This is a genomic window from Pseudoxanthomonas suwonensis J47, assembly GCF_000513955.1.
In the GTDB taxonomy this organism is placed as follows: domain Bacteria; phylum Pseudomonadota; class Gammaproteobacteria; order Xanthomonadales; family Xanthomonadaceae; genus Pseudoxanthomonas; species Pseudoxanthomonas suwonensis_C.
The window spans coordinates 85,643-99,758 of record NZ_AZUZ01000014.1; the positions used below are offsets into that span (position 1 = coordinate 85,643).

A 14,116-nucleotide genomic window follows, 5' to 3' on the forward strand; every position below is an offset into this window, starting at 1 on the left:
TGGCAAAGTCAGTCGCCAACGATCGCCTTGAGGTCCTTCATCAGCAGGAACAGGTGGTAAGGGTCGCTGGGGCTGGGCTCGAAATCCCAGCCTTCGTACCACTGCCGCGCGGCATCATCCTTCGCGTGAACCAGCAGGCATCGGATGCCTGCGATGTCTGCCGCCTGCGCGGTGCGAAGCAGGGCGTCCTTCAGCAGTGCCTGCCCCAGCCCCCGGCGCTGGTGCGCAGTTGCCACCGCGAGCCGGGCAAGGATCATCACCGGCACCGGATGGCGGGCGAGGCCCTTGGTGACGCGGGTGGTCGCTGCATCGGGCTCGACGCTGCCGACCGCCAGGCTGTAGTAGCCGACCACGTCCTTCCCCTGGCAGCAGACATAGGTCTGTGCACTGTTCGCCTTCTGGTTGACCAGGGCGAATCGCTGGAGGAACTGGTTCAGGGGCTCGCGGCCGCAGTCGAAGCCTTCGGTGCGGTCGGTGGCGGCGAGCTTGCGGACTGGCGAGTAACCGCCACTCAATCCAGCGCCCCGGGCTCACGCAGTAGCTTGCGCAGGCGCGGCTTGTCTTGGACCGGGCGATCCAGGGCCTCCTGGAAGGCCTGCCATTGGGTTTCATCCAGGACAAACCGGCGGCGATCCGCCAGCGCCTGCGACGCGGCATTCACGCCGGCATCAAGCAGGAACTCGCTGACGTTCTTGTGGCACGCGCGCGCCGCTTCCTGCAGCAGCTGCTTGACCGGCGCCGTGGCGCGGACATCGATGCGTTCGGATTTGGACGGATTGGCGGCAGCCATGGCGCGCACCTCGAGGGAATGGTTGCGGTCATCATATTGTCCGGACATCGTCCTGACAAGCTGCTGGGCGGTGGTACCGCCGCTCCGTTCAGGCCCAATCAGCGTTGGGACGCGATGTACGCCAGCAGCCGCTTGAGCCGCGGCGCCGGGTTGGCGAACTTCACCTGCTGCTCGTCGAAAGCCTCCGGGTCGAACTTGCCGCGCTTGCCCTTCTGGCTGCTGGCCCAGACGTGGGACGACTTGTGATCCGGGTCCTCGGGGTCGGCCAAGGTTTCGAGCAGGCTTTCGTAGCCGCTGGGGCCGCCACAGTCGTCCGGCGGGGCCGAGCGCTCGCCGGCGGTGCAGCGCGGGTACTTCTTGCCCGGTGCCGCCTCGAGGATCTCTTCGAGCACGACCGTGTGCTCCCAGCCGTCACCGAAGTCGTACTCGTACTCGAGCCGCGGGTTGGCGCGGGTCAGGACGTCGGCCACGCGGTGCTCCCAGCCGGGCAGGGGCGGGTTCTCGTCGAAGTCTTCGAGCGGCATGCCGAAGCGCGGGCTGCCATCGCGCTGGCCCCAGGGCCGGAACTCGTGCAGGTGGGTGTCGGTCCAGGCGAAGGCGCTCTGGATGGCCACGTGCAGGTCCCAGAAGGTGTAGTCGCCCGGTACCTGGATACGGCGCCAGATCAGCGGCTCGACCTCCTGGAGCTCGATGCGGATCTGGAGGATGGGCTTGGGCATGGCGCGCCTTTACTCAGTGCGCCCGGGGGTGCCAGAAAAAACCTGGCACAGCCAGGGCACAGATTTGTCACAGGAGGTTTGGCGCGCCCGGAGGGATTCGAACCCCCGACCAATGGCTTCGGAAGCCACTACTCTATCCGGCTGAGCTACGGGCGCGTTTTTAAAGGACTTTTTGCTGCTCGGGCCCTGAAACTGAGTTCAGGCCCTGTGCCACTTTACCCGGGTCTGGCAGGGGGTGAGTAGGGGCTTCGGAAACCGATAGCGGGCATCAGTTCCAAGGGAGTTCAATGGTCACGGATCGGTGTAGAACGACGGAATACCTGCTAACTGTTTGAATCCCTTGGATGGGCCGAATCCCCCTTGAGGCCTATCTGCACCACTTGGCACGCCCTGCCCTGCAGCGGAATCTGTCACAAGTCCTTGTACTGAAAGTGAGTAGTGGCCCACTGTGCGGCGCGATCAAGGGAACAGCAGGCCTTCCAGCTGATCTGCTTGCCGACTGAAGTCCTTCGGCCGCCGTTCGCGGAACCGATGCAGGTTTTCGACCTTCCAGCGAAGTGCCGGCAGTTCGCTGGCATGGGTGCAGGCCAGCAGGTTCCAGTCGGGCTCGGCACGTGCCAGCCCGACCAGAAAGTGGCGCTGCCGGTCGGTGAGCCGGGCCGCCAGCTCCTCGCGCAGCCGGGCACGGGCACCCAGCAGGGTGTCCAGCGCCACAGGGTCGCGGGTCATGCCGGCGAACTGGCTCCGGAACTCCGTGCCGATGTCCTTGTCGTTGCCGAACAGAACCTCATGCGTCGGCCGGTTGTGGCCGGCCAGATAGGTGACGAAGCACTCCACGGCCCCCTCGGTCAGGCCGCCCGACTCGAACATCACGTGGACGTCGAGCAGGTCCCGTGGATGCTGCCGGTCCAGCGCCGCCACCAGCTTGCCGCCATACAGTTCGTCCGGCGCCAGGGTGGGCAGGCTGAACTCGGTGGCGAACGCCGCCGCGGCGGCAGGTACCAGGGGGCGAGACTGCACCGGGAGCACGGTGCCCCGGAAGACCGTGTTCACCTCGATCTTGACTTGGCTGGTCGGGTCTTCGACCAGCAGCTTGGACTCGCCTTCGTTCCCGGCAATGGCGCGTGCCTCCCATCCACGGCGCCGCACCCTGGATGCCATCGCCTCCAGCCCGGCGGCGATGGCGGCCAATGCCTCCTGACGGGGTGGCTGCCAAGGTGTGTAGACCACGTCGATGTCCACCGACAGGCGTGGCAGGTCGTGCAGGAACAGGTTCAGGGCGGTGCCACCCTTCAGGGCGAAGGCATCGTCCTCGAATACGAGCGGCGCCACCGACAGCAGCAGGCGCACGGCATCTGCGTAGGTCCTATCCATGCGGGCGCAGGCTCAAAAGGGTGCCGTCCTTCAGCCGGGTCATCCAGCGGCTGTCGCTGCCTACCGGCAAGGTGTAGTCGGACAGCAGCTTGTCCACGTCCAGCAGCCTGGTTTCGCGTGCCCAGGTCAGGAACAGGCGCACCGCCTTGATGCTGGTGCAGCACTGCAGCAGCTTTGCCAGCAGTTCGCGACGGGGGGGGCGCAGGTTCTCGAACAGCTGGCGGGCCTCCTCGAGGCTCTGGTGGACGCCGACCTCGTAGAGCATCTCGAGCAGGGCCCGCTCGGGGACCGACACAGTCAGTCCGGGATGGACCCCGGGAGGTGTCCCAAGGGTTGCCGTCGCCAGCGTCCCGTCGGGCCAGTCGAAGAGGTGGGTGCCGGCATAGCGGGCCGGGAATCGCTCCACGTACCACGCGGGCAGTCGTGCAGGCCCATCGCCCCACAGGATCCAGGCGCCGTTGGCGCCAAGGTTGTGCCGCACGCCATGCATGTGGAGCGCGGTGCGCGCGGCCACATGCAGGCCCGGCATCCGCGTTTGCAGGAACACTGTGGTGCTGGCCCGATCCAGTGGATCGTTGGGGAAGGCATAGATGCCTTGGCCTAGCCGGACCAGCCACCCATTGCGGGCTTGGCGTGCTGCGGCCTGACGGTCCACACCCAGATTGGCCAAGGCGTCCAAGGCGAAAGGGGCGCCGCGCGGGACCTCGGTTTGGACAACCTTGATTGGATTAGTGGGCGAATGTTCTCTTTCGGACGACATTTTCCACCAACTTTTAATCAGGGGCCTCCGTTACAACAATAGCCGCATGATTAGATTTATGCAATAAATGTTACGTCTATAGATACATTTCAGCATGCATTCAATCGCAAGTTGTATTGGACTGAGCCTGCAGCAGCTCGCGGCGCAGTTTTCTTTCGGTAGTGTGGGCATGGCGCAAGTCCCCTTGCCGTCGGAAGCTGGCAACCCGGTCGTTGGCCGCTTGGCGGGATGGGGATGGAACAGGCAACAAGCTATGTCGCCGACGATGTCGACGGGACCGTCGAACAATGGCTGTATGTAGTGGTTCATACGGTTTCGTCCTGGTGTGGAATGGGTGCGGCAACCGGATCGGCTGCCGCCTGGCGATAGCCGGTATCCGCGCCTGTGTCGCAGGACTCATCCGGCCTCGTAGTTGAAGTGGTCGCGCAGGAATCGCTCCTGCACCTCGGTCTCGATGGCGCCCGGCCGGACCAGACGCACGCGGCGCACGGCTTCGTCGAGGCCCAGCTCCGGGTGGGCAAGCATCAGCAGCATCGTCGCCACCGTGCCGGCGCGCCCCAGCCCACCCTTGCAATGCACGACGATGCGTCCCCCGGCCCGAAGGCGATCGGCCAGGGCGGGTCCCAGTACGAGCCACGGGATCAGCAGGCGCTCGTCCGGCGCGCACTGGTCAGTAATCGGTAGCCCGTGCCAGCTGATGCCGAGGCTCGCCGCATGCCCCGGCAGCGATTCGATCCGCAGTTCGGTGAACTCGAATGGTTCGATCAGGCTGACCAGATCGGTCGCACCCCAGTCGCGGATCGCCTGGAGGTCGGCGTCGAGGTCACGCGCCCAGGCACCGGTCATGGCCCCGGGTTGCCACTTGCCCGGCACGAAGGTGAGGCCGATGGCGCCGCCCCGGTCGCCGACCGGCAATGCATCGATCCGCAGGGGATGGCTGAGGCTAGTTCGCGCCCCAGCCGCACCGAAGTCCGGCAAGCCGGGGAAAAAATCATCCAGATAAACCATGCCCGCGTCGTCGACCCAAGTGTGCCGTGCCTCCTGGATCCGGGGCTTGGCCTGATGCCGTCCAAGCGACCACCGATAGGCGTGTTCGAGATACCCGGGCTCCTTCGCCGCATCCGTGCACAGGTAGCGCGGATCGGGCCGGATCCCGATCCGGCCCAGGTCGAGCCGGTCCGAATCCCAGCAGGCCTGCACGGTCGCGTCGGCCTGCGTATGGCCTTGGCTATGGCCGATGCAGGCTTCCTGCAGCAGCGCGAAAGCGGCGTCCTCGAGGTCGAAGAAGCCGCGTTCGCGCAGCGAGGCGGCATAGATCGCCGCCCGCACCCCGTGGTCGGGATCCTCCCAGTCGTCCTGCCGCCGGCTGTCATGCAGGAAGGCGAACAGCTCGCATACACGCAGGTCGGCGCCTGTGCGGGCGCCGACCACCTGTCCATGGTGGTAGACCCGCGCCCAGTGCGGTGCGCCATGGATGCCGTTCCAGTCCAGCCGGAATTGCGCCCGGATTTCCCGAAGCATCGAGGGGCTGACCATCCTCGGTTTCACTGCTTGCACCTGTCCCCCTGTTCCCCCAGGCACGCTGCCACTGCCGCCCGCGGATGTCTACCGCCGCTCCGCCAGCTCCCGGTCGAGATCATCGAAGACCACCTTTGCCGCGACGCCCGTGCGCCGGTCGCGGATCTTCAGCGACGCGGCGGCCCAAGCATTGTTGTTGCCCTCGCTGGACTTTTCGAACTTCAGGCGGGAATCGAATTCCACGCCGATCTGGCCGGCGTCTTCGAACGCTCCCAAGTCGGCGCTGAGGAACATGAAGTCCCAGCCGAGCCGCTTCTTGGCCTCGACCAGCCGGTTGACCCGCGCGCGGTCGAATTCCCGGCTGGCGTTCTCCTGTCCGTCGGTGACGACCACGAAGATCACCTTGCTAGGACGCTCGGCGTCCGGTTTGGCGGCCAGCCAGGTCTCGAGATCGAGGATGCCCCGGCCCATGGCGTCATAAAGCGGTGTCGACGCGCGTGGCACGTACTGCTCCAGCGCGAGCGGCGGCACCGAGGCGATGTCCGCGGCCGCATGCAGGACTTCATACGGGTCCTGCGAATCGAACTGGACCAAGGTCAGGGTAGCCGGGTATGGGGTGTCCTTCTGTGCGGCTAGGAACGCGTTGTACCCGTCCACCACGTCGGCCCGGATGTCCTGCATGGAACCGGTGCGGTCGAGGATGACGGAGATATGGCTGCGGTCGTTCATGGCGTTCCCCCTGCTTGGCATGGAACGCCATCGTGGCCGGGTCGTGTCTCAGGGGCTGCGACGCGGTTGGTTGGCACATCTCGCGTACAACGGGAGCGAGTTTGGCGTCACGGAGGCTTGTACTCAGCCGTGTAGCACGGGCGCTCTAGGGGTGTCCCAGATAAGTCCCAGATTCGTCACGGGAGAGATGGCGCGCCTGGAGGGATTCGAACCCCCGACCAATGGCTTCGGAAGCCACTACTCTATCCGGCTGAGCTACAGGCGCGTGGCCGGGCATTGTAGCTGAATTCCGCAGCGCGCCCACCCGGGCGTGGCCGGCAGGTGTCCAGTCGTGGTGTGGCGGGCCGCCAGGCCTCAGCCGCGCTTGCCGCCGAAGCTGGGCTCTTCGTCACGCGAGGCCTACCCCGGTGACCGGCGGCCTCGGCTGACGGCAACACTGGCCTGGGCGCTGATCTGGCTGTTGCAGCCGATCGCGCAACGCCCAGCAGGGATTGCAGTCCGCCGGCCCCAGCTGCTCGATGCGCACGCCACCGAGGTAGACCATCAACAGCGCGGCCACCACCTGGGCGAGGATGCGCCACCACCAGCGCAGGTCGTAGCGGTCGTCGAGCAGGCCGACCACGATCAGCAGCCCGCCGCCGAGCAGGTAGGCGCCCTTGCCCCAGGTCATCGGCAGGGGTACGAGCAGGTGGACCTGCGAAGCGCCGGGGATGACCGGCCGCTGCCGCCCTGGCACCAGCCACTGCGCCCGGTACTGGTGCCAAGGCCCGGCATGACCCACGATGGAGCGACTCAGGGCCGCCAGGCCGCGTCAATCGATGGAAGACGATCTTCGACTTGGGAACTCAATGGAAAACTCCCCGTTCTCGGCACCGGCCGAGGTTCGCATCGCAGTAGCAGGACTGGGTTACGTGGGCCTGCCGCTGGCCGTTGAATTCGGCAAGCGCTATCCCACGGTCGGCTTCGACATCAATCCCGCCAGGATCGAAGAGCTGAAAGGGGGGCGCGACAGCACCCTCGAAGTCGAGCCCGAACTTCTCGCGTCCGCGCGCCATCTCCGGTATGCCTCGAACGTCGACGAGGTGCGGGAATGCAACGTCTTCATCGTGACGGTGCCGACGCCGATCGATGCCGCGCGCCGGCCGGACCTCAGCCCACTGGTGAAGGCGAGCGAAGCCATCGCCACGGTGCTGAAGCCGGGGGACACGGTGGTATACGAATCCACCGTCTACCCGGGCTGTACGGAAGAAGTGTGCGTGCCGATCCTCGAGCGGGGTTCCGGCCTGCGGTTCAACAAGGACTTCTTCGCCGGCTACAGTCCCGAGCGCATCAATCCGGGCGACAAGCAGCACCGTCTTCCCGACATCACCAAAGTGACCTCAGGGTCCACGCCGGAAGTGGCCGACTTCCTCGATGGCCTGTACGGCAGCATCATCAGGGCGGGCACGCACAAGGCTTCGAGCATCAAGGTGGCCGAGGCCGCCAAGGTCATCGAGAACACCCAGCGCGACCTCAACATCGCCCTGGTCAACGACCTGGCGATCCTGTTCAACAAGCTGGGCATCGATACCCTGGAGGTACTTGAGGCCGCCGGCACCAAGTGGAACTTCCTGCCGTTCCGGCCCGGTCTGGTCGGCGGCCATTGCATCAGCGTCGATCCGTACTACCTGACCCACAAGGCGCAGGAGGTGGGGCATCACCCGGATGTCATTCTCGCCGGTCGCCGTACCAACGACGGGATGGGCGAGTACGTAGCGGGCGAGGTCCTGCGCCTGATGATGCGGAAGGGTATCAACCCGGTTGGCGCCCGCGTACTCGTCCTCGGACTGGCATTCAAGGAGAACTGCCCGGACCTGCGCAATACACGCGTGGTGGACATCATCGAGGCGCTGGAGGGCTACAACGCACGGGTCGATGTATGCGATCCATGGGTGGATGCCACCGAGGCCATGGCCGAGTACGGACTGGAACTGGCGACACCGGAAAACGGACAGTACGACGCCATCGTAGTTGCGGTCGGCCACGAACAGTTCCGTAACCTGGGTGCCAGTGGGATCAAGGCCTACGGAAAACCCGAAGCGGTGCTGTATGACGTGAAGTACGTGTTGCCACGCGACGCGGTGGACGGGCGCCTATGACTACGTTCCTTCGCTGCCCGAGAGTCGATCACGCCGATGAACACCTCGGCGAAGGTCGTACGTAACGACTCCCGTGGGTATGACTGGCAACCTGCGAAGTCATATCAAAGAGGGCCGCATGCGGTCCCTACTGGTCAAGGCACTTGGCGGAGAGCGTAATCAACTGGCTGGGCCACGTGGACGACATGCCTGCCCTGCTTGCCTCGGTAGACATCGTAGTACTTCCGAGTTACCGCGAAGGCCTTCCGAAAGGCCTGATCGAAGCCGCCGCATGCGGACTTCCACTTGTCACCACCGACGTCCCGGGTTGCCGGGAGGTGGTGAATGACGGGGTCGATGGGCTCCTGGTCCCACCGCGGGATGCAGTGGCCTTGGCGAGGGCAATCGCCAGATTGCAGGATGACAGAGGCCTCGCGGAAAGGCTGGGCGAGGCGGCACGCTCGAAGGCGATGAACGAGTTCGACGAGAAGATCGTGATCAGCAAGACGCTGGCGACCTACGGCGAAGTGTGCCAATGCGAATAACCAGTCGAGTCAGAATGGACCTGGTTCTGGCACGCAATGCGCTAGCGCACACTCCTTTCGCTACGATATCGTGCGTGGCGAACGAGAGGTTCCGGGGGCACTGCCAGCCGGGTACCACGGAGTTCTTCGGAAGCATCCTTTCCGCGGTCAGGAAGCCAGTTCAAGGACGCGAGCGCCATGAAAGTATTGGTTACAGGCACAGCAGGTTTCATCGGATCTCACGTGGCCCAGCTCCTGCTCGCCCGCGGCGACGAAGTAGTAGGGATCGATAACCTGAACGACTACTACGACGTTTCGCTGAAGCACGCGAGGCTCGCCCGACTGCTGGCACAGGGCGGATATCGACACGTTCAAGCAGACCTTGCGGATCGGGAATCACTCGATGATGTTTTCAGCACTTACAAGCCCCAGCGCGTAATCAACCTGGCCGCCCAGGCTGGCGTCCGCTACGCCGCCGAGAACCCGCATGTCTACGTCGCCAGCAACGTCACCGGCTTCCTGCACGTGCTGGAAGGGTGCCGGCACCATGGCGTGGAGCACCTGGTGTACGCATCCACCAGTTCGGTCTACGGCGCGAACACCAACATGCCGTTCTCCGAGCATGGGTCCACCGAGCATCCCCTGACGCTGTACGCGGCGACGAAGAAGGCCAATGAGATGATGGCGCACAGCTACGCGCATCTCTACGGCGTCCCTTGTACCGGCCTGCGGTTCTTCACCGTGTACGGTCCCTGGGGACGGCCGGACATGGCGCTGTTCCTGTTCACCAAGGCGATCCTCGAGGGCAAGCCGATCCGGGTGTTCAACCATGGTCGGCACAAGCGCAGCTTTACCTACATCGACGACATCGTCGAAGGCGTCGTTCGCGCACTCGATCGGGTGCCCACGGTGGACGCCGGGTGGTCCGGAGCCAAACCTGATCCTGCCACCAGCGGCGTGGCGCCGTATCGGCTCTACAACATCGGCAACGAGCAGCCCGTGGAGCTGCTGCGTTACATCGAGGTGCTCGAGCAGTGCCTGGGCAGGAAGGCCCAGATGGAGATGCTGCCGCTGCAGGCGGGCGACGTGCCGGATACCGAGGCGGACGTGTCCGACCTGGTCGCCAACGTCGGCTACCGTCCGGTGGTCTCGGTGGAAGAGGGGGTCGCGCGCTTCGTGGCCTGGTACCGCGAGTACTACGGCGTCTGAGCTTCCCTCGTGTCGAGTCGGCCCGCGGCGGCAATCCCGGCCAGCAGCGCCGCGACAGTCATCATCGCCGGCGTGCGCAACGGGTAGTCCACTGCGCTATGGGCGAGCACCAGTACCAGCCCCACCCACGCTCCCACCGCCAGCCAATCGGGCCGGTCGGGCCCGGTGCTGTTCAAGCATTTACAGGGGCAATGCAGGTGGACGGACGGGCGGGCGCACGCCGATGAGCGCGGATTGGCGGATCTTCGTCCTTCCGGGCAGTGCCTGGTGTGTCCTGCCCCTGGTCGCCGTGCTCGGTACCGCGCTGGCGGTGCGGGATCCGTCCGCGCGCGGGCCTGTAGTGCGCTGGTGGAACGCGATCGCGGTCGCCGTGGTGCTGGTCGCGGCCAGCAAGATCGCCTTCTACGGCTGGGGCACCGGCGTGCGCGCCTGGGACCTGACCTGCTTCAGCGGCCACACCGTGCTGGGGCTGGTGTTCTGGCCGGTGGCGCTGGCGCTGCTGGTGCCGCCGCGGTACCGGGGCTGGCGGGTGTCCATGGCCACCGCGGGGTGGGTGTTCGCCGGGCTGATCGGCGTGTCCCGGGTCATGCTCCGCGCCCATCCGCTCTCGGAGGTGCTGGCCGGCGCCGTGCTCGGGGCGATCGTAGGCGGGTACGGACTGCACGTGCTGCGTGGTCACCGGTGGCCGCGGGTCTGGGGCACCGGTGTGGTCGCGGTATGCCTGATCGTCACCCTCTGGCTCGACCCTCGATCCATGCGTCTGCCGGATAGCGAGCGCGGGTTCGCACAAATCGGGGCCACCTTGGCCGGAAATGAGAAACCGGTGTCACGACGGGCGTTCAAAGATGTGAAGCCTGCCCCATCCCACGGTGCCCGAAAGGTGCCACGATAGATCCCGCTGGGAGGGCCAGCGAGGAGGGGAGAACGCACATGCTGCTGTTCCTGCTGGGGGCTTCGATCGGCGCCTGCCTGGGCGTGGTCGCGATGGGCATCTTTCGCTTTACCAACGACACAGCAGCTGCCAGATTGCCGAAAGCAAATGGCCGCCGCCGTCCGCGCGTAATGGCCTGATCGACGCCATCATTCGGTAGATAGACCTAGGGGATCCCGCCTGCCACAAGATCGGCAGGCGGGGCCTCAGAAGGCCTGGGCCTGGTGCCAGCGCCAGGCGCTGTCGATGATTGCGTCCAGATCGGTCCAGACCGGGCGCCAGCCAAGCATTTCCCGGGCGCGTTGGCTTGAAGCCACCAGGCGGGCCGGGTCGCCTTCGCGACGGGGCGCCACTTCGTGTGGCACCGGACGTCCTGCTACCCGGGCAGACGCCGCGATCACCTCGCGCACCGAGAAGCCCTGGCCATTGCCCAGGTTGAACGCGTGGGCGCCCGCTTCCCGATCCATGAACTCAAGTGCCAGTGCATGCGCCTGGGCCAGATCCTGCACGTGCACGTAGTCGCGCACGCAGGTGCCGTCGGGAGTGGGGTAATCGTCGCCAAACAGCTTCAGCGCGGGACCGGTGCCCAGCGCCGCGCGCAGGGCGTTCGGGATCAGGTGGGTCTCGCAGGCATGCGCCTCACCGATGCCATGTTCCGACAGCGCACCTGCGGCATTGAAGTAACGCAGCGCCACCGAGCGCAACCCGTAGGCATCCGCCGCATCGGCCAGGATCCGCTCGACCATCAGCTTGGAAGCGCCATAAGGATTGATCGGCGCCTTCGGATGATCCTCGTCGATCAGCTCCGAAACCGGGTTGCCGAACACCGCCGCGGTGGACGAGAACACCAGCCGCTCCACGCCGTGGCGGCGCATCGCCTCCAACAGGTGGAGCGTGCCGGTGACGTTGTTGGCGTAGTAGTCGTAGGGCTGGCGCACCGACTCGCCCACCAGCGAACGCGCGCAGAAATGCATCACCGCATCGAAGCGGCGCGCGCTGAAGACCCGCTCCATCGAGGCCGGGTCGAGCAGGTCGGCCTCAACCAGCTCGCCCCACTTGATCGCCTCGCGGTGTCCGGTAGAAAGATTGTCCAGCACCGTGACCGAGTGGCCTGCTTCGCCCAGCCACTGCGCCATGTGGCTGCCGATGTACCCGGCACCACCGCACACCAGGATATTCATGCCTCACCCCCGTAGAGCGGGGCTTGCCCCGCTCCTCCTCCATCCACCAGGGGCAGATCCGATCCGCCCCCGATCTAGACGGCCTCAGCCGCGCCCGTACACATCCTCGAACCGGACGATGTCGTCCTCGCCCAGATAGCTGCCGGACTGCACCTCGATCAGTTCCAGCGGCACCTTGCCCGGGTTGCGCAGGCGGTGGGTCACGCCCAGCGGGATGTAGGTGCTCTGGTTCTCCGACAGCAGCAGCACCTCGTCGCCGCGGGTGACCTCGGCGGTGCCGCTGACCACGATCCAGTGCTCGGCGCGGTGGTGGTGCATCTGCAGGCTCAGCGCGGCACCGGGCTTCACGGTGATGCGCTTGACCTGGTGGCGCGGGCCCATGTCGATGGAGTCGTACGCGCCCCAGGGGCGGTAGACCTTGCGGTGCAGGGTCGGTTCGGAACGGCCGGCGGCCTTCAGTTGCGACACCACGGTCTTGACGTCCTGCACGTGGTCCTTGTGGGCCACCAGCACGGAGTCGTCGGTGTCGACCACGACCACGTTCTCCAGGCCGATCAGTGCCACCAGGCGGCCGTCGCCCCAGGCTAGGGTGTTGCGGCAGTCCAGCGCGACCACGTCGCCGTGGTGGGCGTTGCCGTTGCCGTCCTGCTCGGCCACTTCCCACAGCGCCGACCAGCTGCCCACATCGTTCCAGCCCACCGAGATCGGCAGCACCGCGGCGTCAGCGGTTTTCTCCATCACCGCGTAGTCGATCGAATCGGACGGGCAGGCGGCGAAGGCTTCCTTGTCCAAGCGCACGAAGTCCTGGTCGCGACGGGCGCCCTCGAATGCGGCCCGGCAGGCGGCGAGCATCTGCGGCTGGTGGCGACCCAGCTCCTCCAGGTAACGCGAGGCCTTGAACAGGAACATGCCGCTGTTCCAGAAGTACTCGCCGGATGCGACATAGCCCTGGGCGGTGGCCGCATCGGGCTTCTCGACGAAGCGTTCGACCGCGCGTACGCCCTGGCCGGCGGCGGCCTTGATGTAGCCGTAGCCCGTTTCCGGGCCGGTCGGCACGATCCCGAAGGTCACCAGCTTGCCCGCTTCGGCTGCCGCAGCCGCCTCGGACACCGCAGCGCGGAAAGCGGCCGCATCGGTGATCACGTGATCGGAGGGAAGGACCAGCAGCAGCGGGTCCTCGCCATTGGCGCCGGCCTGCAGCGCAGCCACGGCAATTGCAGGGGCGGTATTGCGACCGACCGGCTCGAGCAGGATTGCCGCGGGAGTGCAGCCAGCCTCACGCAGCTGCTCGGCCACCATGAAGCGGTGGTCCTCGTTGGCGACCAGGATCGGCGCCGAACTGGCCAGCGGCGCGACCCGCTTCCACGTGGCCTGGAGCATGGTGTCGCTACCGGCCAGCGGCAGGAACTGCTTCGGATAGGCCTCGCGCGAGAGGGGCCAGAGGCGGGTGCCGGAGCCGCCGGAGAGGATGACGGGAATCATGTGCTTACACCATGGAATCAGTCAGGAAGGATATCAGTGGACGCGTTGTGGCCAGGTACGCACGCAGGCCATTCTCACACTGCCAGCTCGCCGATCACGCCCTTCAGTCCCTGCCGCCAGTCCGGCAGGGCCAGGCCGAAATCGCGCTTGAGCGTCTGCGTATCCAGGCACGAGTACGCCGGCCGCTTGGCCGGCGTCGGGTAGTCGGCGGTGGCGATCGCCTGCACCCGCGGCGCGCGCGGCAGCAGGCCGGCCGCCACCGCTTCGGCGAAGATCGCCTCGGCAAAGCCATGCCAGCTGGTCTGGCCATCGGCGACCAGGTGCCAGGTTCCCGACACCGCCGCGTCGTCCAGCGCCTTGCACAGGGCGGTGGCGGTGACATCGGCGATCAGCGCCGCCGGGGTCGGGGTGCCGACCTGGTCGGCCACCACCCGCANCTCGTCGCGCTCGGCGCCCACGCGCAGCATGGTGCGCAGAAAGTTGTGACCGTGCGCGGCATAGACCCACGCGGTGCGGAACAGCAGAGGTTGGCCGCCGGCCGCACGCACCGCCTCCTCGCCGGCCAGCTTGCTGGCCCCATACACGCCCAGCGGCGCGGTCGGGTCGTCGACCCGGTACGGCCGGGTGCCCTGCCCGTCGAACACGTAGTCGGTGGAGTAGTGCACGAACGGGATGTCGGCCTCGGCGCAGGCCTTCGCCAGCGCGCCGGGCGCTTCGGCATTGATCCGGAACGCGGCCTCGCGCTCGCTCTCGGCCTTGTCCACGGCGGTGTAGGCGGCGGC

General features: G+C 66.3%; 16 protein-coding genes and 2 tRNA genes. 5 read left to right on the top strand and 13 right to left on the bottom strand.

The window, feature by feature from the left end:
- Nucleotides 1-8: 8 nt before the first annotated feature.
- The 10 genes from M503_RS0105730 to M503_RS0105780 all read right to left on the bottom strand — a co-directional run bounded on the left by M503_RS0105730 (nt 9) and on the right by M503_RS0105780 (nt 6,626).
- Nucleotides 9-515 carry a GNAT family N-acetyltransferase gene (locus M503_RS0105730; RefSeq protein WP_028920021.1) on the bottom strand — a complete coding sequence of 169 codons (507 nt, stop codon included), beginning with the start codon at nt 513-515 and terminating at the stop codon, nt 9-11.
- Nucleotides 512-790 (bottom strand): DUF1778 domain-containing protein, encoded by a 279-nt coding sequence (locus tag M503_RS0105735; protein WP_028920020.1) that lies wholly within the window; start codon nt 788-790, stop codon nt 512-514. Before M503_RS0105735 ends, M503_RS0105730 begins: the two co-directional genes overlap by 4 nt.
- Nucleotides 791-888: 98 nt before the next feature.
- Nucleotides 889-1,509: a plasmid pRiA4b ORF-3 family protein gene (locus M503_RS0105740; protein WP_028928138.1), complete on the bottom strand. Its 621-nt coding sequence runs from the start codon at nt 1,507-1,509 to the stop codon at nt 889-891.
- A 79-nt stretch (nt 1,510-1,588) separates the two neighbouring features.
- Nucleotides 1,589-1,665: transfer RNA gene (locus M503_RS0105745), tRNA-Arg, on the bottom strand.
- A gap of 303 nt (nt 1,666-1,968) precedes the next feature.
- On the bottom strand, nt 1,969-2,859 hold the full coding sequence (locus tag M503_RS0105750; protein ID WP_231472327.1) for a nucleotidyl transferase AbiEii/AbiGii toxin family protein: 891 nt from the start codon (nt 2,857-2,859) through the stop codon (nt 1,969-1,971).
- Between the two features lie 16 nt (nt 2,860-2,875).
- The gene (locus M503_RS0105755; protein ID WP_051414307.1) at nt 2,876-3,643 is read right to left on the bottom strand and encodes a type IV toxin-antitoxin system AbiEi family antitoxin domain-containing protein; all 768 of its coding nucleotides are present in this window, start codon (nt 3,641-3,643) and stop codon (nt 2,876-2,878) included.
- A gap of 396 nt (nt 3,644-4,039) precedes the next feature.
- A complete protein-coding gene (locus tag M503_RS17720; protein ID WP_231472329.1) occupies nt 4,040-5,179 on the bottom strand; it encodes a cyclin-dependent kinase inhibitor 3 family protein in 1,140 nt (379 codons plus the stop codon).
- Between the two features lie 69 nt (nt 5,180-5,248).
- Nucleotides 5,249-5,890 (bottom strand): VWA domain-containing protein, encoded by a 642-nt coding sequence (locus M503_RS0105770; RefSeq protein ID WP_197017185.1) that lies wholly within the window; start codon nt 5,888-5,890, stop codon nt 5,249-5,251.
- A 188-nt stretch (nt 5,891-6,078) separates the two neighbouring features.
- Nucleotides 6,079-6,155: transfer RNA gene (locus M503_RS0105775), tRNA-Arg, on the bottom strand.
- 123 nt (nt 6,156-6,278) lie between these two features.
- On the bottom strand, nt 6,279-6,626 hold the full coding sequence (locus tag M503_RS0105780; RefSeq protein WP_155951972.1) for a hypothetical protein: 348 nt from the start codon (nt 6,624-6,626) through the stop codon (nt 6,279-6,281).
- Between the two features lie 112 nt (nt 6,627-6,738).
- On the opposite strand from M503_RS0105780, the gene tviB reads away from it, so the two are divergent.
- From tviB to M503_RS17305, 5 genes are all read left to right on the top strand, one after another.
- A complete protein-coding gene (tviB, locus tag M503_RS0105785) occupies nt 6,739-8,028 on the top strand; it encodes a Vi polysaccharide biosynthesis UDP-N-acetylglucosamine C-6 dehydrogenase TviB (protein ID WP_028928141.1) in 1,290 nt (429 codons plus the stop codon).
- A gap of 101 nt (nt 8,029-8,129) precedes the next feature.
- On the top strand, nt 8,130-8,552 hold the full coding sequence (locus M503_RS17035; RefSeq protein WP_430536855.1) for a glycosyltransferase: 423 nt from the start codon (nt 8,130-8,132) through the stop codon (nt 8,550-8,552).
- 177 nt (nt 8,553-8,729) lie between these two features.
- The gene (locus M503_RS0105795; protein ID WP_028920015.1) at nt 8,730-9,740 is read left to right on the top strand and encodes an NAD-dependent epimerase; all 1,011 of its coding nucleotides are present in this window, start codon (nt 8,730-8,732) and stop codon (nt 9,738-9,740) included.
- A gap of 223 nt (nt 9,741-9,963) precedes the next feature.
- Nucleotides 9,964-10,632, top strand: a complete 669-nt coding sequence (locus M503_RS15775) for a phosphatase PAP2 family protein (RefSeq protein WP_051414308.1) — start codon at nt 9,964-9,966, stop codon at nt 10,630-10,632.
- A 38-nt stretch (nt 10,633-10,670) separates the two neighbouring features.
- Complete coding sequence (locus M503_RS17305; protein ID WP_155951973.1) at nt 10,671-10,811, top strand: hypothetical protein; 141 nt, start codon at nt 10,671-10,673, stop codon at nt 10,809-10,811.
- 66 nt (nt 10,812-10,877) lie between these two features.
- Here the strand turns inward: M503_RS17305 and galE are convergent, their stop codons facing one another.
- From galE to rfbD, 3 genes are all read right to left on the bottom strand, one after another.
- Complete coding sequence (gene galE / locus M503_RS0105810; protein WP_028920013.1) at nt 10,878-11,852, bottom strand: UDP-glucose 4-epimerase GalE; 975 nt, start codon at nt 11,850-11,852, stop codon at nt 10,878-10,880.
- 84 nt (nt 11,853-11,936) lie between these two features.
- Nucleotides 11,937-13,334 (bottom strand): mannose-1-phosphate guanylyltransferase/mannose-6-phosphate isomerase, encoded by a 1,398-nt coding sequence (locus M503_RS0105815; protein ID WP_037060608.1) that lies wholly within the window; start codon nt 13,332-13,334, stop codon nt 11,937-11,939.
- A gap of 74 nt (nt 13,335-13,408) precedes the next feature.
- On the bottom strand, nt 13,409-14,116 hold a 708-nt coding region (gene rfbD / locus M503_RS0105820; protein ID WP_028928142.1), incomplete at its 5' end, for a dTDP-4-dehydrorhamnose reductase.

What these genes read in the sequence shown, in the direction of transcription:
- M503_RS0105740 (WP_028928138.1), bottom strand. Translation starts at nt 1,509, where the DNA reads ATGCCCAAGCCCATCCTCCAGATCCGCATCGAGCTCCAGGAGGTCGAG.
- M503_RS17305 (WP_155951973.1), top strand. Translation starts at nt 10,671, where the DNA reads ATGCTGCTGTTCCTGCTGGGGGCTTCGATCGGCGCCTGCCTGGGCGTG.
- M503_RS0105735 (WP_028920020.1), bottom strand. Translation starts at nt 790, where the DNA reads ATGGCTGCCGCCAATCCGTCCAAATCCGAACGCATCGATGTCCGCGCC.
- M503_RS0105755 (WP_051414307.1), bottom strand. Translation starts at nt 3,643, where the DNA reads ATGTCGTCCGAAAGAGAACATTCGCCCACTAATCCAATCAAGGTTGTC.
- M503_RS0105795 (WP_028920015.1), top strand. Translation starts at nt 8,730, where the DNA reads ATGAAAGTATTGGTTACAGGCACAGCAGGTTTCATCGGATCTCACGTG.
- M503_RS17720 (WP_231472329.1), bottom strand. Translation starts at nt 5,179, where the DNA reads ATGGTCAGCCCCTCGATGCTTCGGGAAATCCGGGCGCAATTCCGGCTG.
- tviB (WP_028928141.1), top strand. Translation starts at nt 6,739, where the DNA reads ATGGAAAACTCCCCGTTCTCGGCACCGGCCGAGGTTCGCATCGCAGTA.
- M503_RS0105770 (WP_197017185.1), bottom strand. Translation starts at nt 5,890, where the DNA reads ATGAACGACCGCAGCCATATCTCCGTCATCCTCGACCGCACCGGTTCC.
- M503_RS15775 (WP_051414308.1), top strand. Translation starts at nt 9,964, where the DNA reads ATGAGCGCGGATTGGCGGATCTTCGTCCTTCCGGGCAGTGCCTGGTGT.
- galE (WP_028920013.1), bottom strand. Translation starts at nt 11,852, where the DNA reads ATGAATATCCTGGTGTGCGGTGGTGCCGGGTACATCGGCAGCCACATG.
- M503_RS0105815 (WP_037060608.1), bottom strand. Translation starts at nt 13,334, where the DNA reads ATGATTCCCGTCATCCTCTCCGGCGGCTCCGGCACCCGCCTCTGGCCC.